At 61.1% G+C, this 16,610-nt stretch carries 17 protein-coding genes and 2 tRNA genes; 13 read left to right on the plus strand and 6 right to left on the minus strand.

From position 1 onward, the window contains the following. The first annotated feature begins 62 nt into the window (after window positions 1–62). From V5B59_RS06455 to V5B59_RS06470, 4 genes are all read left to right on the plus strand, one after another. Window positions 63–770, plus strand: a complete 708-nt coding sequence (locus V5B59_RS06455) for a glutathione S-transferase family protein (protein ID WP_169069616.1) — start codon at window positions 63–65, stop codon at window positions 768–770. 222 nt (window positions 771–992) lie between these two features. Then, on the plus strand, window positions 993–1,541 hold the full coding sequence (ppa, locus tag V5B59_RS06460; RefSeq protein WP_288130918.1) for an inorganic diphosphatase: 549 nt from the start codon (window positions 993–995) through the stop codon (window positions 1,539–1,541). A gap of 63 nt (window positions 1,542–1,604) precedes the next feature. Next, window positions 1,605–3,224: an NAD+ synthase gene (locus V5B59_RS06465; protein ID WP_034909139.1), complete on the plus strand. Its 1,620-nt coding sequence runs from the start codon at window positions 1,605–1,607 to the stop codon at window positions 3,222–3,224. A gap of 82 nt (window positions 3,225–3,306) precedes the next feature. Continuing rightward, window positions 3,307–3,645: a P-II family nitrogen regulator gene (locus V5B59_RS06470; protein WP_034920839.1), complete on the plus strand. Its 339-nt coding sequence runs from the start codon at window positions 3,307–3,309 to the stop codon at window positions 3,643–3,645. Window positions 3,646–3,793: 148 nt separating this feature from the next. Here the strand turns inward: V5B59_RS06470 and V5B59_RS06475 are convergent, their stop codons facing one another. Together V5B59_RS06475 and trxB are read right to left on the minus strand one after the other, a co-directional pair. Next, window positions 3,794–4,354 carry a Smr/MutS family protein gene (locus V5B59_RS06475; protein ID WP_248594716.1) on the minus strand — a complete coding sequence of 187 codons (561 nt, stop codon included), beginning with the start codon at window positions 4,352–4,354 and terminating at the stop codon, window positions 3,794–3,796. Window positions 4,355–4,385: 31 nt separating this feature from the next. After that, entirely contained in the window at window positions 4,386–5,351 is a 966-nt protein-coding gene (gene trxB / locus V5B59_RS06480) for a thioredoxin-disulfide reductase (RefSeq protein WP_169069614.1), read from the minus strand. Window positions 5,352–5,484: 133 nt separating this feature from the next. On the opposite strand from trxB, the gene V5B59_RS06485 reads away from it, so the two are divergent. The 3 genes from V5B59_RS06485 to V5B59_RS06495 all read left to right on the plus strand — a co-directional run bounded on the left by V5B59_RS06485 (window position 5,485) and on the right by V5B59_RS06495 (window position 6,954). Further along, a tRNA-Phe gene (locus V5B59_RS06485) sits at window positions 5,485–5,560 on the plus strand. 398 nt (window positions 5,561–5,958) lie between these two features. Beyond that, window positions 5,959–6,678 (plus strand): Uma2 family endonuclease, encoded by a 720-nt coding sequence (locus tag V5B59_RS06490; RefSeq protein ID WP_308240067.1) that lies wholly within the window; start codon window positions 5,959–5,961, stop codon window positions 6,676–6,678. 54 nt (window positions 6,679–6,732) lie between these two features. Then, a complete protein-coding gene (locus V5B59_RS06495; RefSeq protein ID WP_169069613.1) occupies window positions 6,733–6,954 on the plus strand; it encodes a hypothetical protein in 222 nt (73 codons plus the stop codon). A 208-nt stretch (window positions 6,955–7,162) separates the two neighbouring features. Here V5B59_RS06495 and V5B59_RS06500 read toward each other — a convergent pair. Then, window positions 7,163–7,250: transfer RNA gene (locus V5B59_RS06500), tRNA-Ser, on the minus strand. A 283-nt stretch (window positions 7,251–7,533) separates the two neighbouring features. Between V5B59_RS06500 and V5B59_RS06505 the strand changes: the two genes are divergently transcribed. Then, window positions 7,534–8,226 (plus strand): Bax inhibitor-1/YccA family protein, encoded by a 693-nt coding sequence (locus V5B59_RS06505; protein WP_034916141.1) that lies wholly within the window; start codon window positions 7,534–7,536, stop codon window positions 8,224–8,226. 39 nt (window positions 8,227–8,265) lie between these two features. Here the strand turns inward: V5B59_RS06505 and V5B59_RS06510 are convergent, their stop codons facing one another. Next, on the minus strand, window positions 8,266–9,144 hold the full coding sequence (locus tag V5B59_RS06510; protein WP_169069612.1) for a polysaccharide deacetylase family protein: 879 nt from the start codon (window positions 9,142–9,144) through the stop codon (window positions 8,266–8,268). A gap of 57 nt (window positions 9,145–9,201) precedes the next feature. Continuing rightward, entirely contained in the window at window positions 9,202–9,573 is a 372-nt protein-coding gene (locus V5B59_RS06515) for an Mth938-like domain-containing protein (RefSeq protein WP_034916152.1), read from the minus strand. A gap of 145 nt (window positions 9,574–9,718) precedes the next feature. Here V5B59_RS06515 and alaC point away from each other — a divergent pair, with 145 nt between their 5' ends. The 5 genes from alaC to V5B59_RS06540 all read left to right on the plus strand — a co-directional run bounded on the left by alaC (window position 9,719) and on the right by V5B59_RS06540 (window position 15,183). After that, complete coding sequence (gene alaC, locus V5B59_RS06520; RefSeq protein WP_034916145.1) at window positions 9,719–10,903, plus strand: alanine transaminase; 1,185 nt, start codon at window positions 9,719–9,721, stop codon at window positions 10,901–10,903. A gap of 9 nt (window positions 10,904–10,912) precedes the next feature. Beyond that, window positions 10,913–12,145: a pyridoxal phosphate-dependent aminotransferase gene (locus V5B59_RS06525; protein WP_169069611.1), complete on the plus strand. Its 1,233-nt coding sequence runs from the start codon at window positions 10,913–10,915 to the stop codon at window positions 12,143–12,145. An 80-nt stretch (window positions 12,146–12,225) separates the two neighbouring features. Continuing rightward, a complete protein-coding gene (locus V5B59_RS06530) occupies window positions 12,226–13,536 on the plus strand; it encodes a homoserine dehydrogenase (RefSeq protein ID WP_169069610.1) in 1,311 nt (436 codons plus the stop codon). Between the two features lie 76 nt (window positions 13,537–13,612). Beyond that, on the plus strand, window positions 13,613–13,771 hold the full coding sequence (locus V5B59_RS06535; protein ID WP_169069609.1) for a hypothetical protein: 159 nt from the start codon (window positions 13,613–13,615) through the stop codon (window positions 13,769–13,771). 86 nt (window positions 13,772–13,857) lie between these two features. Further along, window positions 13,858–15,183, plus strand: coding sequence for a matrixin family metalloprotease (locus V5B59_RS06540; protein ID WP_169069608.1), 1,326 nt, complete (start codon window positions 13,858–13,860; stop codon window positions 15,181–15,183). Window positions 15,184–15,192: 9 nt separating this feature from the next. Here V5B59_RS06540 and pssA read toward each other — a convergent pair whose 3' ends face one another. Then, window positions 15,193–16,575 (minus strand): CDP-diacylglycerol--serine O-phosphatidyltransferase, encoded by a 1,383-nt coding sequence (pssA, locus tag V5B59_RS06545; protein ID WP_169069607.1) that lies wholly within the window; start codon window positions 16,573–16,575, stop codon window positions 15,193–15,195. Window positions 16,576–16,610 lie beyond the last annotated feature (35 nt).

Below are 16,610 nucleotides of genomic sequence, written 5' to 3' on the forward strand. Positions count from 1 at the left end.
ATTCGGGAACGCTTCCTCACTTGCCACCCCGACCAGGCACTCGCTCCCAGGAATCTACGAGAATGATCGATCTGTACACCGCTGCGACCCCCAACGGGCACAAGATCTCGATTGCCCTTGAGGAACTCGCCCTGCCCTACACGATGCACACGCTGAACCTGTCCAAAAGAGAACAAAAACAGCCGTGGTTTCTGGCCATCAATCCGAACGGTCGAATTCCCGCGATCGTCGATCGCGCAGAAGACGATTTTACGGTCTTCGAATCCGGCGCCATCCTGCTCTACCTGGCGGAAAAAACCGGCCGCCTGATTCCTGACGACACCAAAGGCCGCTCACGGGTCGTGCAGTGGCTGATGTTCCAGATGGGCGGGATCGGACCGATGATGGGCCAGGCCAACGTCTTCTTCCGCTACTTTCCAGAGAAGATCACGCCCGCGATCGACCGCTATCAGGGTGAGTGCAAGCGACTCTTCCGGGTGCTGGATGGTCATCTCAAGGAGCACGAGTTCCTTGCCGGCGACTACTCGATCGCCGACATCGCCAACTGGGCCTGGGTGCGCACGCATCGCTGGTCAGGAGTTGACATCGATGACCTGCCGCAACTGCAACGCTGGCTTGAACAGATCCGCCGCCGCCCGGCGGTGCAGAAAGGAATCAATACACCACCATCGGAGATTGATCGCGACGCCGACGACGAGCAGGCGCGGCAATTTGCCGAGAAAACGCGCCAGATGGTCGAAATGGGCCAGTCGCTCCAGACCGGCGTCTGAGACAACACGGATTCAATCGCGGCAGCAAGCACCACTATCCACCCGGCCGCAGGCAGAGCGAGGGCACCATGAAACTTTTCATCTCGCCACGCACACCGAATATTGGCAATTGGCTTGGCGCAGCAGGGGCACCGCCCTGCCAATACACCACAGATCGAACCCAGGAATTAGGGATACGCGGGTATAATCGGCACTTCCGTCACCAGTAGAGAGATCACGAAAATGGGCCTAGATCGCGTGCCTTCCGGCAAGGCACTTCCCAACGATTTCAACGTCATCATCGAGATTCCGATGCATTCCGATCCGGTGAAGTACGAAGTGGATAAGGATAGCGGCGCGGTTTTCGTCGATCGATTCATGTCCACCGCCATGCACTACCCGTGCAACTACGGCTACATCCCGCATACCATCGCCGGCGATGGTGATCCGGTCGATGTGCTGGTGGTAAGCCAGTTTGCCCTGCCCCCCGGGGTGGTCGTGCGCTGTCGCCCGATCGGTATGCTGGCGATGGAAGACGAAGCCGGACCAGATGCCAAGCTGCTGGCTGTCCCGGTCGATAGTCTGTCGTCGATGTATCGCGACATCGAGTCGCCGCGCGATTTTCCGCAGGTCATTCTTGACCAGATTGCGCACTTTTTTGCCCACTACAAGGATCTCGAGCGCGGCAAGTTCGTCAAGGTTGCAGGTTGGCTCGGCAGTGACGAAGCCAAGAAGGAAATCATGGAAGGTGTCAAGGCGTACGCGGATGCCAAAGAGAAGCCGGCATTCTGAACGATTCCTCTGCTCACGCTGATCGGGGGCGCGCGAGCGCCCCTTTCGCTGGTACCTGCGCCCATGTCTCTGAAAATTGCGATTGCCCAGATCAATGCCACGGTTGGCGACTTCGCCGGCAACCGAAAGCGCATCCTCGATTTCGCCGAACGCGCCCGGCAACAGGGTGCCGACCTGCTGCTGACGCCGGAGCTGGCGCTCTGCGGTTACCCACCCGAGGACCTGCTGCTGCGCGACGACTTCTGTGCTGCCTGCGATCGCGAACTCGATACTCTGGCCGCCAGCCAGCCTGGCACCGATGGCATCGCAATCCTCGTGGGACACCCGGAGAAACGCGGCCTGCACTGCTACAACGCAGCGACGCTGATCAACGAAGGCAGGCGGGTGGCCACCTATTACAAGCAGCGCCTGCCGAGCTACGAAGTGTTCGACGAGGAGCGCTATTTCGACTCCGGTGACGACCCCTGTGTTCTGACGCTCAAGGGCGTTCGCTGCGGCGTGAATATCTGCGCCGACGTATGGGAAGCCGGTGCGGCCGATCTGGCTCGCCAGGCTGGTGCCGAGATCCTGCTGGTCCTCAACGCCTCGCCTTACCACATCGGCAAACGCGAGCGGCGCACCGAAGTCCTGCGTCAGCGCACCGCCAGCACCGGCCTGCCGGTAGTGTACGCGAATCTGGCCGGCGGACAGGACGAACTGGTCTTTGACGGTGGCTCGTTCGTACTGGACTCACAAGGTGCGCTCTGCTGCCAGTGGGCACAGTTCGAGGAAGCGCTGGGCATCGTTGACTTCGTCGATGGCCAACCGCAGCCGGGACCCATCGTTCCGGCGCCGTGTCTCGAAGCCGAGGTCTATCAGGCGCTGCTCCTCGGAGTCCGCGATTACCTCGGCAAGAACGGTTTTCCCGGCGCCATCATCGGCCTGTCGGGTGGCATCGACTCGGCGCTGACGTTGTGCATCGCGGTCGACGCACTGGGCGCCGACAAGGTCCGTGCGGTGATGATGCCTTCTCCATACACGGCCGAGATCAGTCTCGCGGACTCGCGCGAGATGGTCCGCCTGCTTGGCGTACGCTACGACGAAATCGCCATCGAACCGGCGATGCAGACGCTCGGCGGCATGCTCGACAAGCAGTTCGCCGGTCTGCCGGCTGATACCACCGAAGAAAACCTGCAGGCCAGGATTCGCGGCATGATCCTGATGGCGATCTCGAACAAGACCGGTTCGCTGGTACTGACCACCGGCAACAAGTCGGAAATGGCCGTCGGTTACTGCACGCTCTACGGCGACATGGCCGGCGGCTTCGCTGTGATCAAGGACATTGCCAAGACGCTGGTCTACCGTCTCGCGCGCTGGCGCAATACCGTCGCCTACGCAATCCCCGAACGGATCATCAACCGCCCGCCATCGGCAGAATTGAAACCCGACCAGACCGATCAGGACAGTCTGCCACCTTACGAAGTGCTCGACGCCATCGTCGAGGCGTACATGGAGAAGGATCTCAGTCCGCGTGAAATCATTGCCCGCGGTCATGCCGAAGCCGATGTGCGGCGCGTCGTGCATCTGCTCAAGATCAGCGAGTACAAGCGACGGCAGGCTCCGGTCGGCATCCGTGTCACGCAGCGCGGTTTCGGGAAGGATTGGCGCTATCCGATCACCAACCGCTACCGCGACCTCTACTGATGGCGATCGCGAGTCTACTGATCACTTGCGGATGCCTGATTTCTGATACGATTTCCTTACGATCTTCCCTGGAGCAGAGGCCATGAAAAAAATTGAAGCGATCATCAAACCATTCAAGCTCGACGAAGTCCGCGAGGCGCTGTCGGAAATTGGCGTCACCGGCCTCACCGTCACCGAAGTCAAGGGCTTTGGCCGCCAGAAGGGCCACACCGAACTCTATCGCGGGGCGGAATACGTGGTCGATTTCCTGCCCAAGGTGAAGATCGAGATTGTCGTTTCCGACAGCGCGGTCGACAATGCCATCGACGCCATCGTCAAGGCTGCGCGTACCGGCAAGATTGGTGATGGCAAGATCTTCGTCAGCACCGTCGAGCAGGTCGTGCGCATCCGCACTGGCGAACTAGACGAGTCGGCGATCTAAAAGCGCTCCGCAGCAGGAACGGCCTGCTGCGGGCCGTTCTCGAAGAGCAGTTTTTTCGCTTTCTCTATCCGTTTGGTCAGCAAGAGCTGGTGCGGCGTGACCGGTATTTTTGCACAGCCTCCCATACCAGTCATTCATTTGCGATTGTTTAGCGGGATCTGCCGCCCCCCTTCAGCAACACCCACAAGGCGCCATCACCGCCGTCGCTGGGCGGTGCGTGGCAGAAGGCCAGCACATCCTTGTAGCGACTTAGCCAGGCCTTGACCAGGTGGCGCAGAACCCCTTCCCGCCCCGGCGAGCCGTGGCCGCGACCGTGCACGATGCGCAAACAGCGCTTGCCGGCAGCCAGCGCTTCGGCAACGAACAGCGACACCTGCTCGTGCGCCTCGTGGCGGTTCATGCCATGCAGATCGAGATGATCCTGGATGCTCCAACGACCACGGCGCAGGTCACGCAGCAGGGTGCGCGGCAGGCCGCTGCGCAGGAACGAGTCGGCACCGCCAAGGTCTAGCCAGTCGTCGATGGCCAGCGGTCCGTGCAGCAACTCGGCCACCACCGCCGCTTCGTCGAGTTCGCGCTGCCGCGGTCGTGAACTTGGCTTGGGCGCTTCCAGGATGACCCGATCGAGCTTGCGCAAGGGCGTTGCGCCGTCGACAGCGGCGCGAAAAGCGGCCAGATCCTCCGGGCTGGGTTGCGGTCGCAGCGTCATCGCAGACATCGCTCCTCACGCCGGCAATGCCTCAGCCCGCCAGTCCAAGACTGTCCAGGTAGCGTTCGGCATCGAGTGCCGCCATGCAGCCGCTGCCTGCCGAAGTACAGGCCTGCCGGTAAATGTAATCCTGCACGTCTCCGGCAGCGAAGACGCCGGCAATCGACGTTGCCGTGAAATTGCCGTGTTGCCCGCACTGGGTCAGCAGGTAGCCGCCTTCCATCGCCAGTTGGCCGACAAACAGGTCGGTGTTCGGCTTGTGGCCAATGGCGATGAAGACGCCCAGCAATGGCAGGTCCTCGGTAGTATCGGTGAGCTTGTCGCGGATGCGCATGCCGGTCACTCCGGACTGGTCACCAAGCACTTCTTCCAGCGTGCAGTTCCAGCGGATCGTGACCTTGCCGGCTTTTTCCTTGGCAAACAGCTTGTCGTGCAGAATCTTTTCACCACGTAGCTTGTCGCGGCGATGCACGAGGGTGACGTGACTGGCGATGTTCGCCAGGTACAGTGCCTCTTCGACCGCGGTATTGCCACCGCCGATGACGGCGACCGGCTGGTCACGATAGAAGAAGCCGTCGCAGGTCGCGCAGGCGGAAACACCACGGCCGGCAAAGGTTTCTTCGGACGGCAGGCCCAGGTACTGAGCCGAAGCACCGGTGGCGATGATCAGCGCATCGCAGGTGTAGGTGCCCGAATCGCCGATCAGCGTAAACGGCTTTTCGGTCAGTCGGGCGGTGTGGATGTGGTCGAAGACGATCTCGGTTGCGAAGCGACGGGCATGCTCTTCGAAACGCTGCATCAGCTCCGGTCCCTGCACGCCCTGCGCGTCGGCCGGCCAGTTGTCGACGTCGGTCGTGGTCATCAACTGCCCGCCCTGCGCCATGCCGGTGATCAGCACCGGTTTGAGGTTGGCGCGCGCCGCATAAACGGCGGCGGTATAGCCGGCGGGCCCGGATCCGAGGATCAGCAGGCGGCAATGGCGGGTGGCTTGGGTCATATCGATGGGCTCTGGTAGTGAATCACGGAAAAATTATAACCGGCAACGCCGGCCGTTTCGCGCTGAAGTTTGTCGCTCGACGATTTCTTTCTTTGACGACGCGAAGTCGATTCGATATACTCCCGGCTTCGTTGGCCAAGTAGCTCAGTTGGTAGAGCAGCGGACTGAAAATCCGCGTGTCCGTGGTTCGATTCCGCGCTTGGCCACCAATAAAAACAAGCAATTAGCCCGATCCAAAAGGTCGGGCTAATTGCTTTTTATTTCTGTGTAGGCGATGTGTAGGTTTCTGGGGGTAACACACCGGCAGGTGCGTCGTTGGATCAGCGCAGACTAAGAGAAGGTCTGGCTCGCCGAGTCGGGCAGGGCTTCGGGTAGGTTCGCAAGATGGTGGCATGCTCGGCCGTTGCGGACGGAAAGGGATGCCGCCGACCGTTCGCCTACTACCCCCTCTGCAGAAGCAGTGCTTAACGGGTACTCTCTGCAAGAGGCCGGTGACTTTGCCCGCAGGCGCGTTGGGTGCTACACAGTATGCCGGCGGCAGCTGCGACCACTGCGCCAAGCACCACACCAGGCCGGTCGTCCGGGGACAGAGGAAGCACCGGGGAAAGTGGAAGCGATCCACCGGCGCGCCGCCCGCTACGCCTGGGCGCTGTTGCTCGCGCGGATCCATGAGGTCTTCCCGCCCCCTGCCTTGACGGCCATGTACCGGGCTTCATACACTTCTGAGGCTCCGTTGGATTTCTATCCGCTTTCAAACGAAGGGAGTACGAAGGCTATGTCCATGCAGCCAGCAGTAGAAGCCTACACGGTGCAGGATTACCTGCAATGGGAAGGTGATTGGGAGCTGATTCACGGCCAACCGGTTGCAATGGTCCCGTCGCCTAGCTTCGATCATCAGCAGGTAAGCGCCGCCGTATTTCGGCAACTTGACGAATCGCTCGACGATTGCCCGTACTGCCAAGCGGTGTTTGAAATAGACGTGGAATTTGCGCAAGACACCGTCGTCCGACCCGACGTGCTGGTGATCTGCTACCAACCTGAAAGTGAACGGCTGACCCGCGCCCCTGATCTGATTTTCGAAGTCATCTCGCCCAAGACTACCCGCCGGGATGAAGTTGTCAAATTCGAACTTTACCGCACGGAAGGCGTACCCCATTACGTGCTGGTCTACCCGGAAGCGAAAAAGGCCAAAGTGTGGCGGCTTGTGGAGGGGGAATATCGCAAGGTCGGCGACTTCCACGACGAAACTCACTGTTTCAAACTGTCCAAATGTGCCTTCGATTTCGACTTCAGCCGCCTGTGGAAGCGCAAGGGTGGCCAACCGTAAACGCATACGCTGCGAGAAATCTCCGCGCAGGCCTTTGCCCAAGCCCGGAAGCAGGTGTCGGCTATCGCCTTCGGGCTGCTCAACGAGCATTTCCTCGCCTTGGTCGATGCGCAATTCGGCTTTCCTCTCGGGCACGGGTTGCGGGTGGTGGCCGGCGATGCCAAGGTCCTGCGCCTGACCCGGTTCGGCAAGCCATTCGTCCGCCCTGTGGTCGACGCCATGGGCTTCGCGCTCTATCTGCCCGGGATCGAGAGGACTCTGGCCACCAAGCGCTAGACTCCCGACGTCGGCGAGCGCCAGAGGCTCTTCGAACCCCTCGACAAACTCCACCCCAACGACCTTCTGGTGCTCGACCGCGGTTAGCCGGCCTCCTGGCTCTTCGCCGCCTTGTGGCAGCGAGGACGCCATTTCTGCATGCGCGCGGACAGCCGCAATTTCAGAGTCATTGAAGCCTTCCGCCGATCCGGCCTGGCCGAACAAATACTGGCGGAAGCTCAGGGATTTGAACCCTGGATACCTTGCGGTATGCCGGTTTTCAAGACCGGTGCAATCGACCACTCTGCCAAGCTTCCTGCACGGCGCTGGAGACTGGGCACTGCTCCTGTGAGGAGCGGCCACGCGTCTGCAGCAGCGCGAATGATAGCACGGCTGCCACTCTGCCAACGTAGTCGGCGAGCCTTCGCAGAATTTCCAGCTTTGCGCTACCTCAACAGCGGGACGACCCGCTCCGGGGAGCGGATCGAGCAGTTTGCTCCGCTGGCTCAGGCGAAGCGGCGAAGCGCCAGTATTGAAACTTTTCCGTTAATTGGCTAGTCTTAAGCGCGTAATCGCATTTCCATCAACAGGAGGAACACCATGCAACCCCAATTTCAGATGACCGGCCAGGCCAGTGGCGAACTTGCGCTGCAGCAGAACCGGGTTCTGCGCAATACCTTCATGCTGCTCGCCTTGACCATGATTCCAACCGTCCTCGGCGCGCTCGTCGGCGTACAGATGCAGTTCTCGTTCCTGTCTGGCAGCCCGATGCTGTCTTTCCTGCTTTTCCTCGGTATCGCCTTCGGTTTCATGTGGGGCATCGAGCGCACCAAGGACAGCGGCGTGGGCGTGCTGCTCTTGCTCGCGTTTACCTTCTTCATGGGCTTGATGCTCTCACGCATCCTGCAGGTGGCGCTTGGCTTCAGCAATGGCGGTTCGCTGATCGCCATGGCCGCGGGCGGGACGGGGGTGATCTTTTTCTCGCTCGCCGGGGTGGCCACGGTGACCAAGAAGGATTTCAGTTTCCTCGGCAAATTTCTGTTCATCGGCATGATCGTCGTCCTGCTGGCAGCCGTGGCCAACATCTTCTTCCAGATCCCGGCCTTGTCGCTGACCATCTCGGCAATCGCGGTGATGGTCTTCTCTGCCTACATTCTCTATGACATCAGCCGGATCATCACCGGTGGCGAAGACAATTATATTTCGGCGACGCTGGCGGTGTATCTCGACATCTACAACGTTTTCGTCAGCCTGCTGAATCTGCTGATGGCCTTCAGTGGCGATCGCGATTGATCGTGTCCTGCACAGAAGGGCGGCCTTGGCCGCCCTTCTTCATTCAGGCGGCAGAAATGCGCCGCCCTGCAGCATGTGCGTACCGGAGCGACCCGGGATCTCGGCAAATATGACGTTGTGACGCGGCAGGGTCGCGAGCTTGCGCGAACTCAGCAGGTCGCGCAGAGCAACCAGTTGATAACCCTGGTTTTTCCACTCGACGAGCAGACGCTCGAAAGCATTGCCGAACTTCATCCCCTCCAGTTCGGCACGCAAAGTGAACACGTGCTCGCCGCCGGTATTGCCGGTCTCTTCGAGAAGCCGCTCGACGGCCTGATCCACAGACGCGGCTGCCGGAAGCAGCAGTTCGTCGAAGGTGGGTAGCGTCGTCGGAAGTTGCGGGCAGTGCACGAGTTCGCCGTCAATGACCGGGATGAACGGGAATTTCCCCCGGCAATCGCTGGCGTAAGCAAAGCCCAGGCGTTGTGTCAGGCGCAGAGCATGGCGATTCATCCGCCAAGCGGCAGCGCCGTGCGCCTGCGGTGGCTCGCCGAAAAGCGCTTCGAAACGTCGGTAGGCCTGCGCCATTTGGGCTTCGATCCAGGCGTTGTCGGCAGTGTAGACGCGGCTTTCCCAGCGCACGCGATTCCAGGTGTGGATGGCGACTTCAAAACCGGCAGCATGTGCCTGCCGCATGCTCTCGGCGCCGCGCCTGCCGATATCCGGTGCCGGCAGGAGCAGCCCGTAGAGGCGAGTGCGGAGATCGTAGTAACGGCCTGGCGAGGCCTGGCGCGTTTCCCGACCGCTGCAGTCCGGACCGAGCGAGAAAAAGAAACTGCCGGCAGCGTCGTGCCGCTGCAGCATCTCGATCAACGCCGGCACACCAACCAGCGTGCCGCGGCAGGTGTCGACGTCGATCTTGAGGGCGATTCGCTTCATCGGCACGGGAACCGTGGCTGTGTTCTGGCAAAACCTGCCGGCGATCGCCGAGCGCGCTCAGACAAGGAGCAGGCCGACGGCGACCTTGCGTCCTTCACCGATCAGAATGTTGTAGGTGCGACACGCGGCCGGAACATCCATCACTTCGATCCCCTTCTGTGCTCGCAGCAATGGTCGCATCAGTTCCGGGCTCGGAAAGCGCAGCCGCTGGCCAGTACCCAGCAGAACGACTTCGGAATCCAGTGCGGCGAGCAGTTCGATATCGGCGACGCTCAGTGTTTCGAAAGTCGCCTGCGTCCAGTTTGGCAGCAGGCGATCGGGCAGCACCAGCAGATTGCAGTGGTGACGGACGCCGTTCACGCTGACGTAGTCTTCTCCGTAAGCGGTAAAAGTGTTCAGACCGCTGGTGTTCTCGAGTTGCAGTTTCATGAAAATTGCGGTGCGCAATACGATAAAGTAGGATTATAGCTTTTTTGCTGATCACGTTCAGACGCCGGCAACGCGCAATCACTGCCTGTGCCACATGCTGATCGATGGCTCGTCAAGAACGCAGACCATTTCCAGAGACTGAATCATGAGAGAGTTTTCGCGCATCAAACGCTTGCCCCCCTATGTGTTTAGCATCACCGCCGAGTTGAAGATGGCCGCCCGTCGGCGCGGTGAAGACATCATCGACATGAGCATGGGCAACCCGGACGGCCCGACGCCGCAGCACATCACCGACAAGCTGGTCGAAGCGGCGCTGCGCGAGAATACGCACGGCTATTCGATTTCCAAGGGGATTCCACGCCTGCGGCGAGCGATTTGCGACTGGTATCAGCGGCGCTACGACATCAGCTTCGACCCGGACAGCGAAGCCGTGGTGACCATCGGGTCGAAGGAAGGCCTCGCGCATCTGATGCTTGCCACCCTGGATCGCGGCGATACCGTCCTGGTGCCCAACCCGTCGTACCCGATTCACATCTATGGGGCGATCATCGCTGGCGCCGACATCCGGTCGGTACGCATGACGCCGGATGTCGACTTCATCGAGGAGGTACAACGCGCCATCCGCGAGTCGATTCCGAAACCAAAAATGATGATTCTCGGCTTTCCGAGCAATCCGACGGCGCGCTGCGTAGACCTGGATTTCTTCGAGCGTATCGTGGCTCTGGCCAGGCAGCACGACATTCTGGTGGTGCATGACCTGGCCTACGCCGACATCACCTTCGACGGTTACCGGGCACCCTCGATCATGCAGGTCGAAGGCGCACGCGAGGTCGCCGTCGAATTCTTCACCATGTCGAAGAGCTACAACATGGCCGGTTGGCGGGTCGGCTACATGGTTGGCAACCAGGAACTGTGCAACGCCCTGGTGCGCATCAAGAGTTATCACGACTACGGCACGTTCACGCCGATCCAGGTCGCCTCGGTGATCGCGCTTGACGGTCCTCAGGACTGTGTCGAGGAAGTGCGCCAACTTTATCAGGGTCGTCGCAACGTGCTTGCCAAAGGGCTGCACGAAGCCGGCTGGATGGTCGAGATACCCAGGGCGTCGATGTACATCTGGGCGAAAATTCCCGCTGCCTATCAGCAGATGGGTTCGCTCGAGTTTGCCAAGAAGCTGCTCAACGAGGCGCGGGTGGCGGTGTCTCCCGGTATCGGTTTCGGCGAGTACGGCGACGATCACGTGCGTTTCGCGCTGATCGAAAACGAGGAACGCACCCGCCAGGCGATTCGCGGCATCAAGGACATGTTCAGGAAGGACGGCCTGCTCTAGGCCAAGACAATGAAAGCGATACGCAAATCAAACAAGCTGGACAACGTCTGCTACGACATTCGCGGCGCCGTGCTGCAGAAGGCCAAGCAGATGGAAGACGAAGGCCACCACATCATCAAGCTGAACATCGGCAACCTGGCGGCTTTCGGCTTCGAGGCACCCGAGGAAATCCAGCTCGACATGATCCGCAATCTGCCGAGTGCGGCCGGGTATGCGGATTCGAAAGGCATTTTCGCGGCGCGCAAGGCGATCATGCATTACACGCAGCAGAAGCATATCAAGGGCGTCGTGCTCGAAGACATCTACATCGGTAATGGCGTCTCCGAACTGATCGTGATGGCCATGAACGCCCTGCTCAATGCCGGCGACGAGGTGCTGGTGCCGGCGCCTGATTACCCTTTGTGGACGGCTGCGGTGAGCCTGTCGAGCGGCACGCCGTGCCATTATCTCTGCGATGAAGCGAATGACTGGCTGCCCGACCTCGACGATCTGCGCGCCCGGATCACACCGCGGACACGCGCGCTGGTGGTGATCAACCCCAACAACCCGACTGGCGCGCTGTATCCGGACAGTGTGCTGCGCGAGATGGTCGCCATCGCCCGCGAACACGGCCTGATCATCTACGCCGACGAAGTGTATGACAAAGTCCTCTACGACGGCGCCACGCACACGGCGATTGCCTCGCTCTCGCAGGACGTACTGACGGTGACCTTCAACGGCCTGTCGAAAAACTACCGTTCCTGTGGTTATCGCGCCGGCTGGATGGTGATTTCCGGCGACCTGCGCGAGGCGCGCGACTACATCGAGGGCCTCGACATGCTCGCCTCGATGCGCCTGTGCGCCAACGTGCCGGCACAACACGCCATCCAGACCGCGCTCGGTGGCTATCAGAGTATCGACGATCTGGTTGCGCCGGGAGGCCGCATGTGTCGCCAGCGTGATCTCGCGTATCAACTGATCACGGCCATCCCCGGAGTCAGTTGCGTCAAGCCAAGGGCAGCGCTGTACATGTTCCCGCGCCTCGATCCGCGGATCTATCCGATCGACAACGATCAGGAATTCATCGCCGAACTGCTGCAGGAAGAGCGCGTCCTGCTGGTCCAGGGCAGCGGCTTCAACTGGCCGTCACCCGATCACTTCCGCCTCGTCTTCCTGCCGTATGAAGACGATCTGCGCGATGCCATTGCCCGCATCGCGCGTTTCCTCGCCGCTTATCGCAAGCGCGCCGGAACACAGGCGTAGCGCGGCATGTCCACCCCGCAGCTTCCTCACGGTCGCTTTCTCCACGACCTTACTCCTTACTTCTTACTCGTGACTGCACTATGAAACCTATCCACGTTGGACTTCTCGGGATCGGCACCGTCGGTGGCGGTACTTACGCCGTTCTCCAGCGTAACGCTGAAGAAATCACCCGCCGCGCCGGCCGCCCCATTCAGATCAGTGTCGTTGCCGACAAGGACCGCGAACGGATCCGGCAGCTCACCGGTGGAAACTGCCGGATGACCGACGACGCCTTTGCGGTGGTCAGCGACCCGGAGGTCGACATCGTCGTCGAGTTGATCGGCGGCTACGGGGTCGCCAGGGAACTCGTACTGCAGGCGATCGCCAATGGCAAACACGTGGTCACCGCCAACAAGGCCTTGCTCGCCAGGCACGGCAACGAGATTTTTGCCGCTGCCCAGAAACAAGGCGTGATGGTCGCTTTCGAGGCCGCCGTCGCTGGCGGCATCCCGATCATCAAGGCACTGCGCGAAGGTCTCACCGCCAACCGCATCGAGTGGATCGCCGGCATCATCAACGGCACCACCAACTTCATTCTCTCCGAGATGCGCGACAAGGGCCTGTCCTTTGCCACGGTGCTCCAGGAAGCGCAGCGCCTCGGCTACGCCGAGGCCGATCCGACCTTCGACGTCGAGGGCGTGGACGCCGCGCACAAGCTCAGCATCATGTCGGCGATCGCTTTCGGCAACTCGATGAGCTTCGAGCAGGCGCACATCGAAGGCATCAGCCAGCTCGACGCGGCCGACATCCGGTACGCTGAACAGCTCGGCTACCGCATCAAGCTGCTCGGCATCACCAAACGCACCCCCGAGGGCGTCGAGTTGCGCGTGCATCCGACCCTGATCCCCGCCAAACGGCTGATCGCCAACGTCGAGGGGGCGATGAACGCGGTCCTGGTCAAGGGCGACGCCGTCGGCGCCACGCTCTACTACGGCAAGGGCGCCGGCGCTGAACCGACCGCTTCGGCGGTCATCGCCGATCTCGTCGATGTCACGCGCATGCATACCGCCGACCCCGAGCACCGCGTCCCGCATCTCGCCTTCCAGCCCGACGCGATGGTCGATCTCACGATTCTGCCGATCTCGGAGGTGGTCAGCAGCTACTACCTGCGCCTGCGCGTCGAAGACCGCCCAGGGGTGCTTGCCGACGTGACGCGCATCCTCGCCGACGACGGCATCTCGATCGTCGCCATGATCCAGCGCGAACCCGGCGAAGGCGAAGAGCAGACCGACATCATCATGCTCACCCACAAGACGGTCGAGCGCAACATCGACACCGCGATTGCCGGCATCGAGGCGCTGCCGGCAGTCAAAGGCCGGATCATCCGTTTGCGGCTGGAAGAATTGCTGTAAGAAGACCAGAATTCGCCTCAGCAACGAAAAAATCAGCTGCAGTGCGGGTTTACGAGAGGCTTGTGAGAGTGAGTACATGCCGAACAACGAATCCATCCCCGCATTGAATGCTGCCTTGACGGCCGATCAGTTGCGCAGGCGCTACATCACTGCTCTGTCGCTCATCGCGCTGCTCACCATCGCCTCCCAGATCGTCGTGCAGTATCTGATTTCCGATCAGGCTTATACGAGGTGAAACAGGAACGAAAACGGCTCTCCGTGCCGAAACCGTCGCCTTGAGTATCGCCTCGGCGCCCACCGACCCACCTTGAAGAGCGTACCATGACTACCGTCACCGACGTCAACACACAGGCCGCTTCCGGCCTGATCCATATCGATGCCCTCTTGAATACAGGCCCCGGCTGGAACTGGCTGACCCCTGCACGCAACACGCTCTTTTATACCTTCGCACTGAACGGCGGCAATAGCAGCGACATGGGCAGCCAGATCAGCACCACGCCGGTGGCCTTCAATGCCACACAGCAGACTGCCGCGGTGCAGGCCCTGCAGCGACTGGCGCAAATCACCGGCATCCACTTCGTGGCCACCGCCGACGGTGCTGCAGCCGACATCCACTTCGCTGCTGCCGACATCATCTCCAGCAGCACTGCGGGCCTTTGCACAACGCGCAGCAACTATGCTTTCGACGGTAACAACACGATCACTGCGTACACGGCGGACGCCTACATCTATCTTGACAACGCCAACTTAGCAGCCAGCAACAACGCGCCCATTGCAGGTTCGAACGGCTACGAGGTGCTCCTGCACGAGCTGGGCCACGCCCTGGGACTGAAGCACTCCTTTGAAGGCAGCGTGCGCCTGAGCAGAGCCGACGACAACACGGCGAACACGCTGATGTCCTATACCCATGTCGGTGGGCCCTACCGCGACTATTCACCCTACGACATCGCGGCACTGATGTTCCTCTATGGGGGTGACGGTCTGGGTGGCGCGCTCGGCCAGGGCGGCAGCGGGCAGTACCTGGTGGGCACCGCCGCTGCCGACGCCCTGACCGGCAGCAGTGGCAACGACCTGCTCGAAGGCAAGGCCGGCGACGACAGGCTGAGTGGTGGCGCCGGCAAGGACGCCGCCACTTACAGCGGTCCTGCCGACCGCTATGCGGTGGGCGTGGTGGACGGCGGCTGGTCGGTGGGTGACACCTCTGGCAACGATGGCCACGACCTCCTGTACGGCGTCGAACGCCTGCATTTTTCCGACCACAAGCTGGCGATCGACATCGATGGCAATGCCGGAACGACCGCCAAGATCCTGGGAGCAGTATTCGGCGCAGCCTCGGTCGACAACCTCGCCTATGTCGGCATCGGACTCGGCCTGCTCGATGGCGGCATGTCCTACCAGGATCTGATGCAACTGGCGCTGGATGCCCGGCTCGGCACAGGCGCCAGCCACGAGGCGGTGGTGACTTTGCTATACACCAACGTGACCGGCGGCGCGCCCCCGCCCGACGCGCTGGCGTTCTTCACCAAGCTGCTCGACAACGGCACATACACACCGGCCAGCCTGGGTGTGATGGCCGCCGAAACCCCGCAGAACGCGATCAACATCGATCTCGTGGGGCTCTCCGAAGTCGGCATCGGGTTTGTCTGATTGCCAAGATCAAAGCACCTGGTTCACCAGACGGTCCGCGCGCGTTCGCGCGAGGCGTTTGAGGATGCGCTGCACCGGCGCCGGGTAACTGTCGATATCATCTAGCGAGCGGTAATCATCGAGTCGGCGCGTGTGCGCCAGGATGCGATCGAGTTCCGCATGGTGCTGAGCGATCAGACGGCGCTCGGGATCGTGGATCAGCAGCCCGTTTTCGAGATCCAGGCGCCAAGCGCGCGGATTGAGGTTGCTGCCGGTGATCAGCGCGTAATCGTCGTCGACCAGAAGGCCCTTGAGATGAAAGCTGTGCTTCTCGTGGCGCCAGAGTTGCAGATCGAGCAATCCCTGGGCGACGGCGTTCTGGTGAGTCTTGCAGAAGCGGCGAAGATTGGTTTCGTAGAGGTAAGGCAGTGCGCCAATCGTCGTGAAGGGCTCTTCAGGAGGAATGTAGAAATCGTTGGCGGTCTTGTCGCCGACGACGATCGTCACCTGGCAGCGCTGCCGGATTTTTTCGTCGATGGCCCGGCGAACCACGCGGGGCAGGTTGAAATAAGGGGTGAACAACACCAGACGTCGCTCGGCGCGCTGGATCAACTGCAGAATCACTGCGTTGAGTTGGTTTTCGCGACTACCGAAACCGAGCAGCGGCGTGATTCCCACTTCGCCGCTGCCGATAGCCCCGGCAACGATGTGGTAGCGACTTTTCGCAAGAAGCCGGCGAAGCTTGACAATCGCACCGCGCAGAGCAGGCGTTTTTGGCCGCGACTCGGTATTGAGAGGGCATACCGCCGCATTGACCTGCAGGATCCGCGTCAGCAGCGAAGCCATGCTATCGGCAAGAGGGCGATTCTCGATCAGATGATAGCGATCGAGGCGATAGCGATCCTGGCGATACAGATAGACGTCATTGATGCTGGCGCCGCTGTAGAGCAGGCTGTCATCGATGACGAAGCCCTTCAGATGCAGTACACCCAGCCATTCCCGACCCTGCACCGGCACGCCGTAGATCGGGACGCCAGGGCCGAGGCGGCGAGCCATTTCAACGTAGAGGGCAGCATTGCCGGCGCTTGCCAGCTTGCCGATCAGGCCCCGCTGAGCACGGTGCCAATCAACGAAGATCGCGATCTGCAGGTATGGGCGCGCTGCTTTGGCGGCATACAGGGCCGCCAGCAGTTCTCGGCCGGATTCATCATCCTGCAAATAGAGCGCCGAGATGAGGATTCGCTGGCTGGCCGTGGCAATACGTTCGAGAAGTGCCGCACGGAACTCGCGCGGACCGAACAGGGTCAGGACACCCGCCGCCGCCACGGGGATGCAGGGCAGACCTTCCAGGCCGATCGCAGACTGACGATGGCCACGCAAATGCTGCACCACTGCTGCCAGGGCGCTGCTCATCGGAAGGTGCGCAGGAGTCCGATCGATGAGTGCCG

This window comes from Candidatus Accumulibacter contiguus (genome assembly GCF_036625285.1).
Lineage (GTDB): Bacteria > Pseudomonadota > Gammaproteobacteria > Burkholderiales > Rhodocyclaceae > Accumulibacter > Accumulibacter contiguus.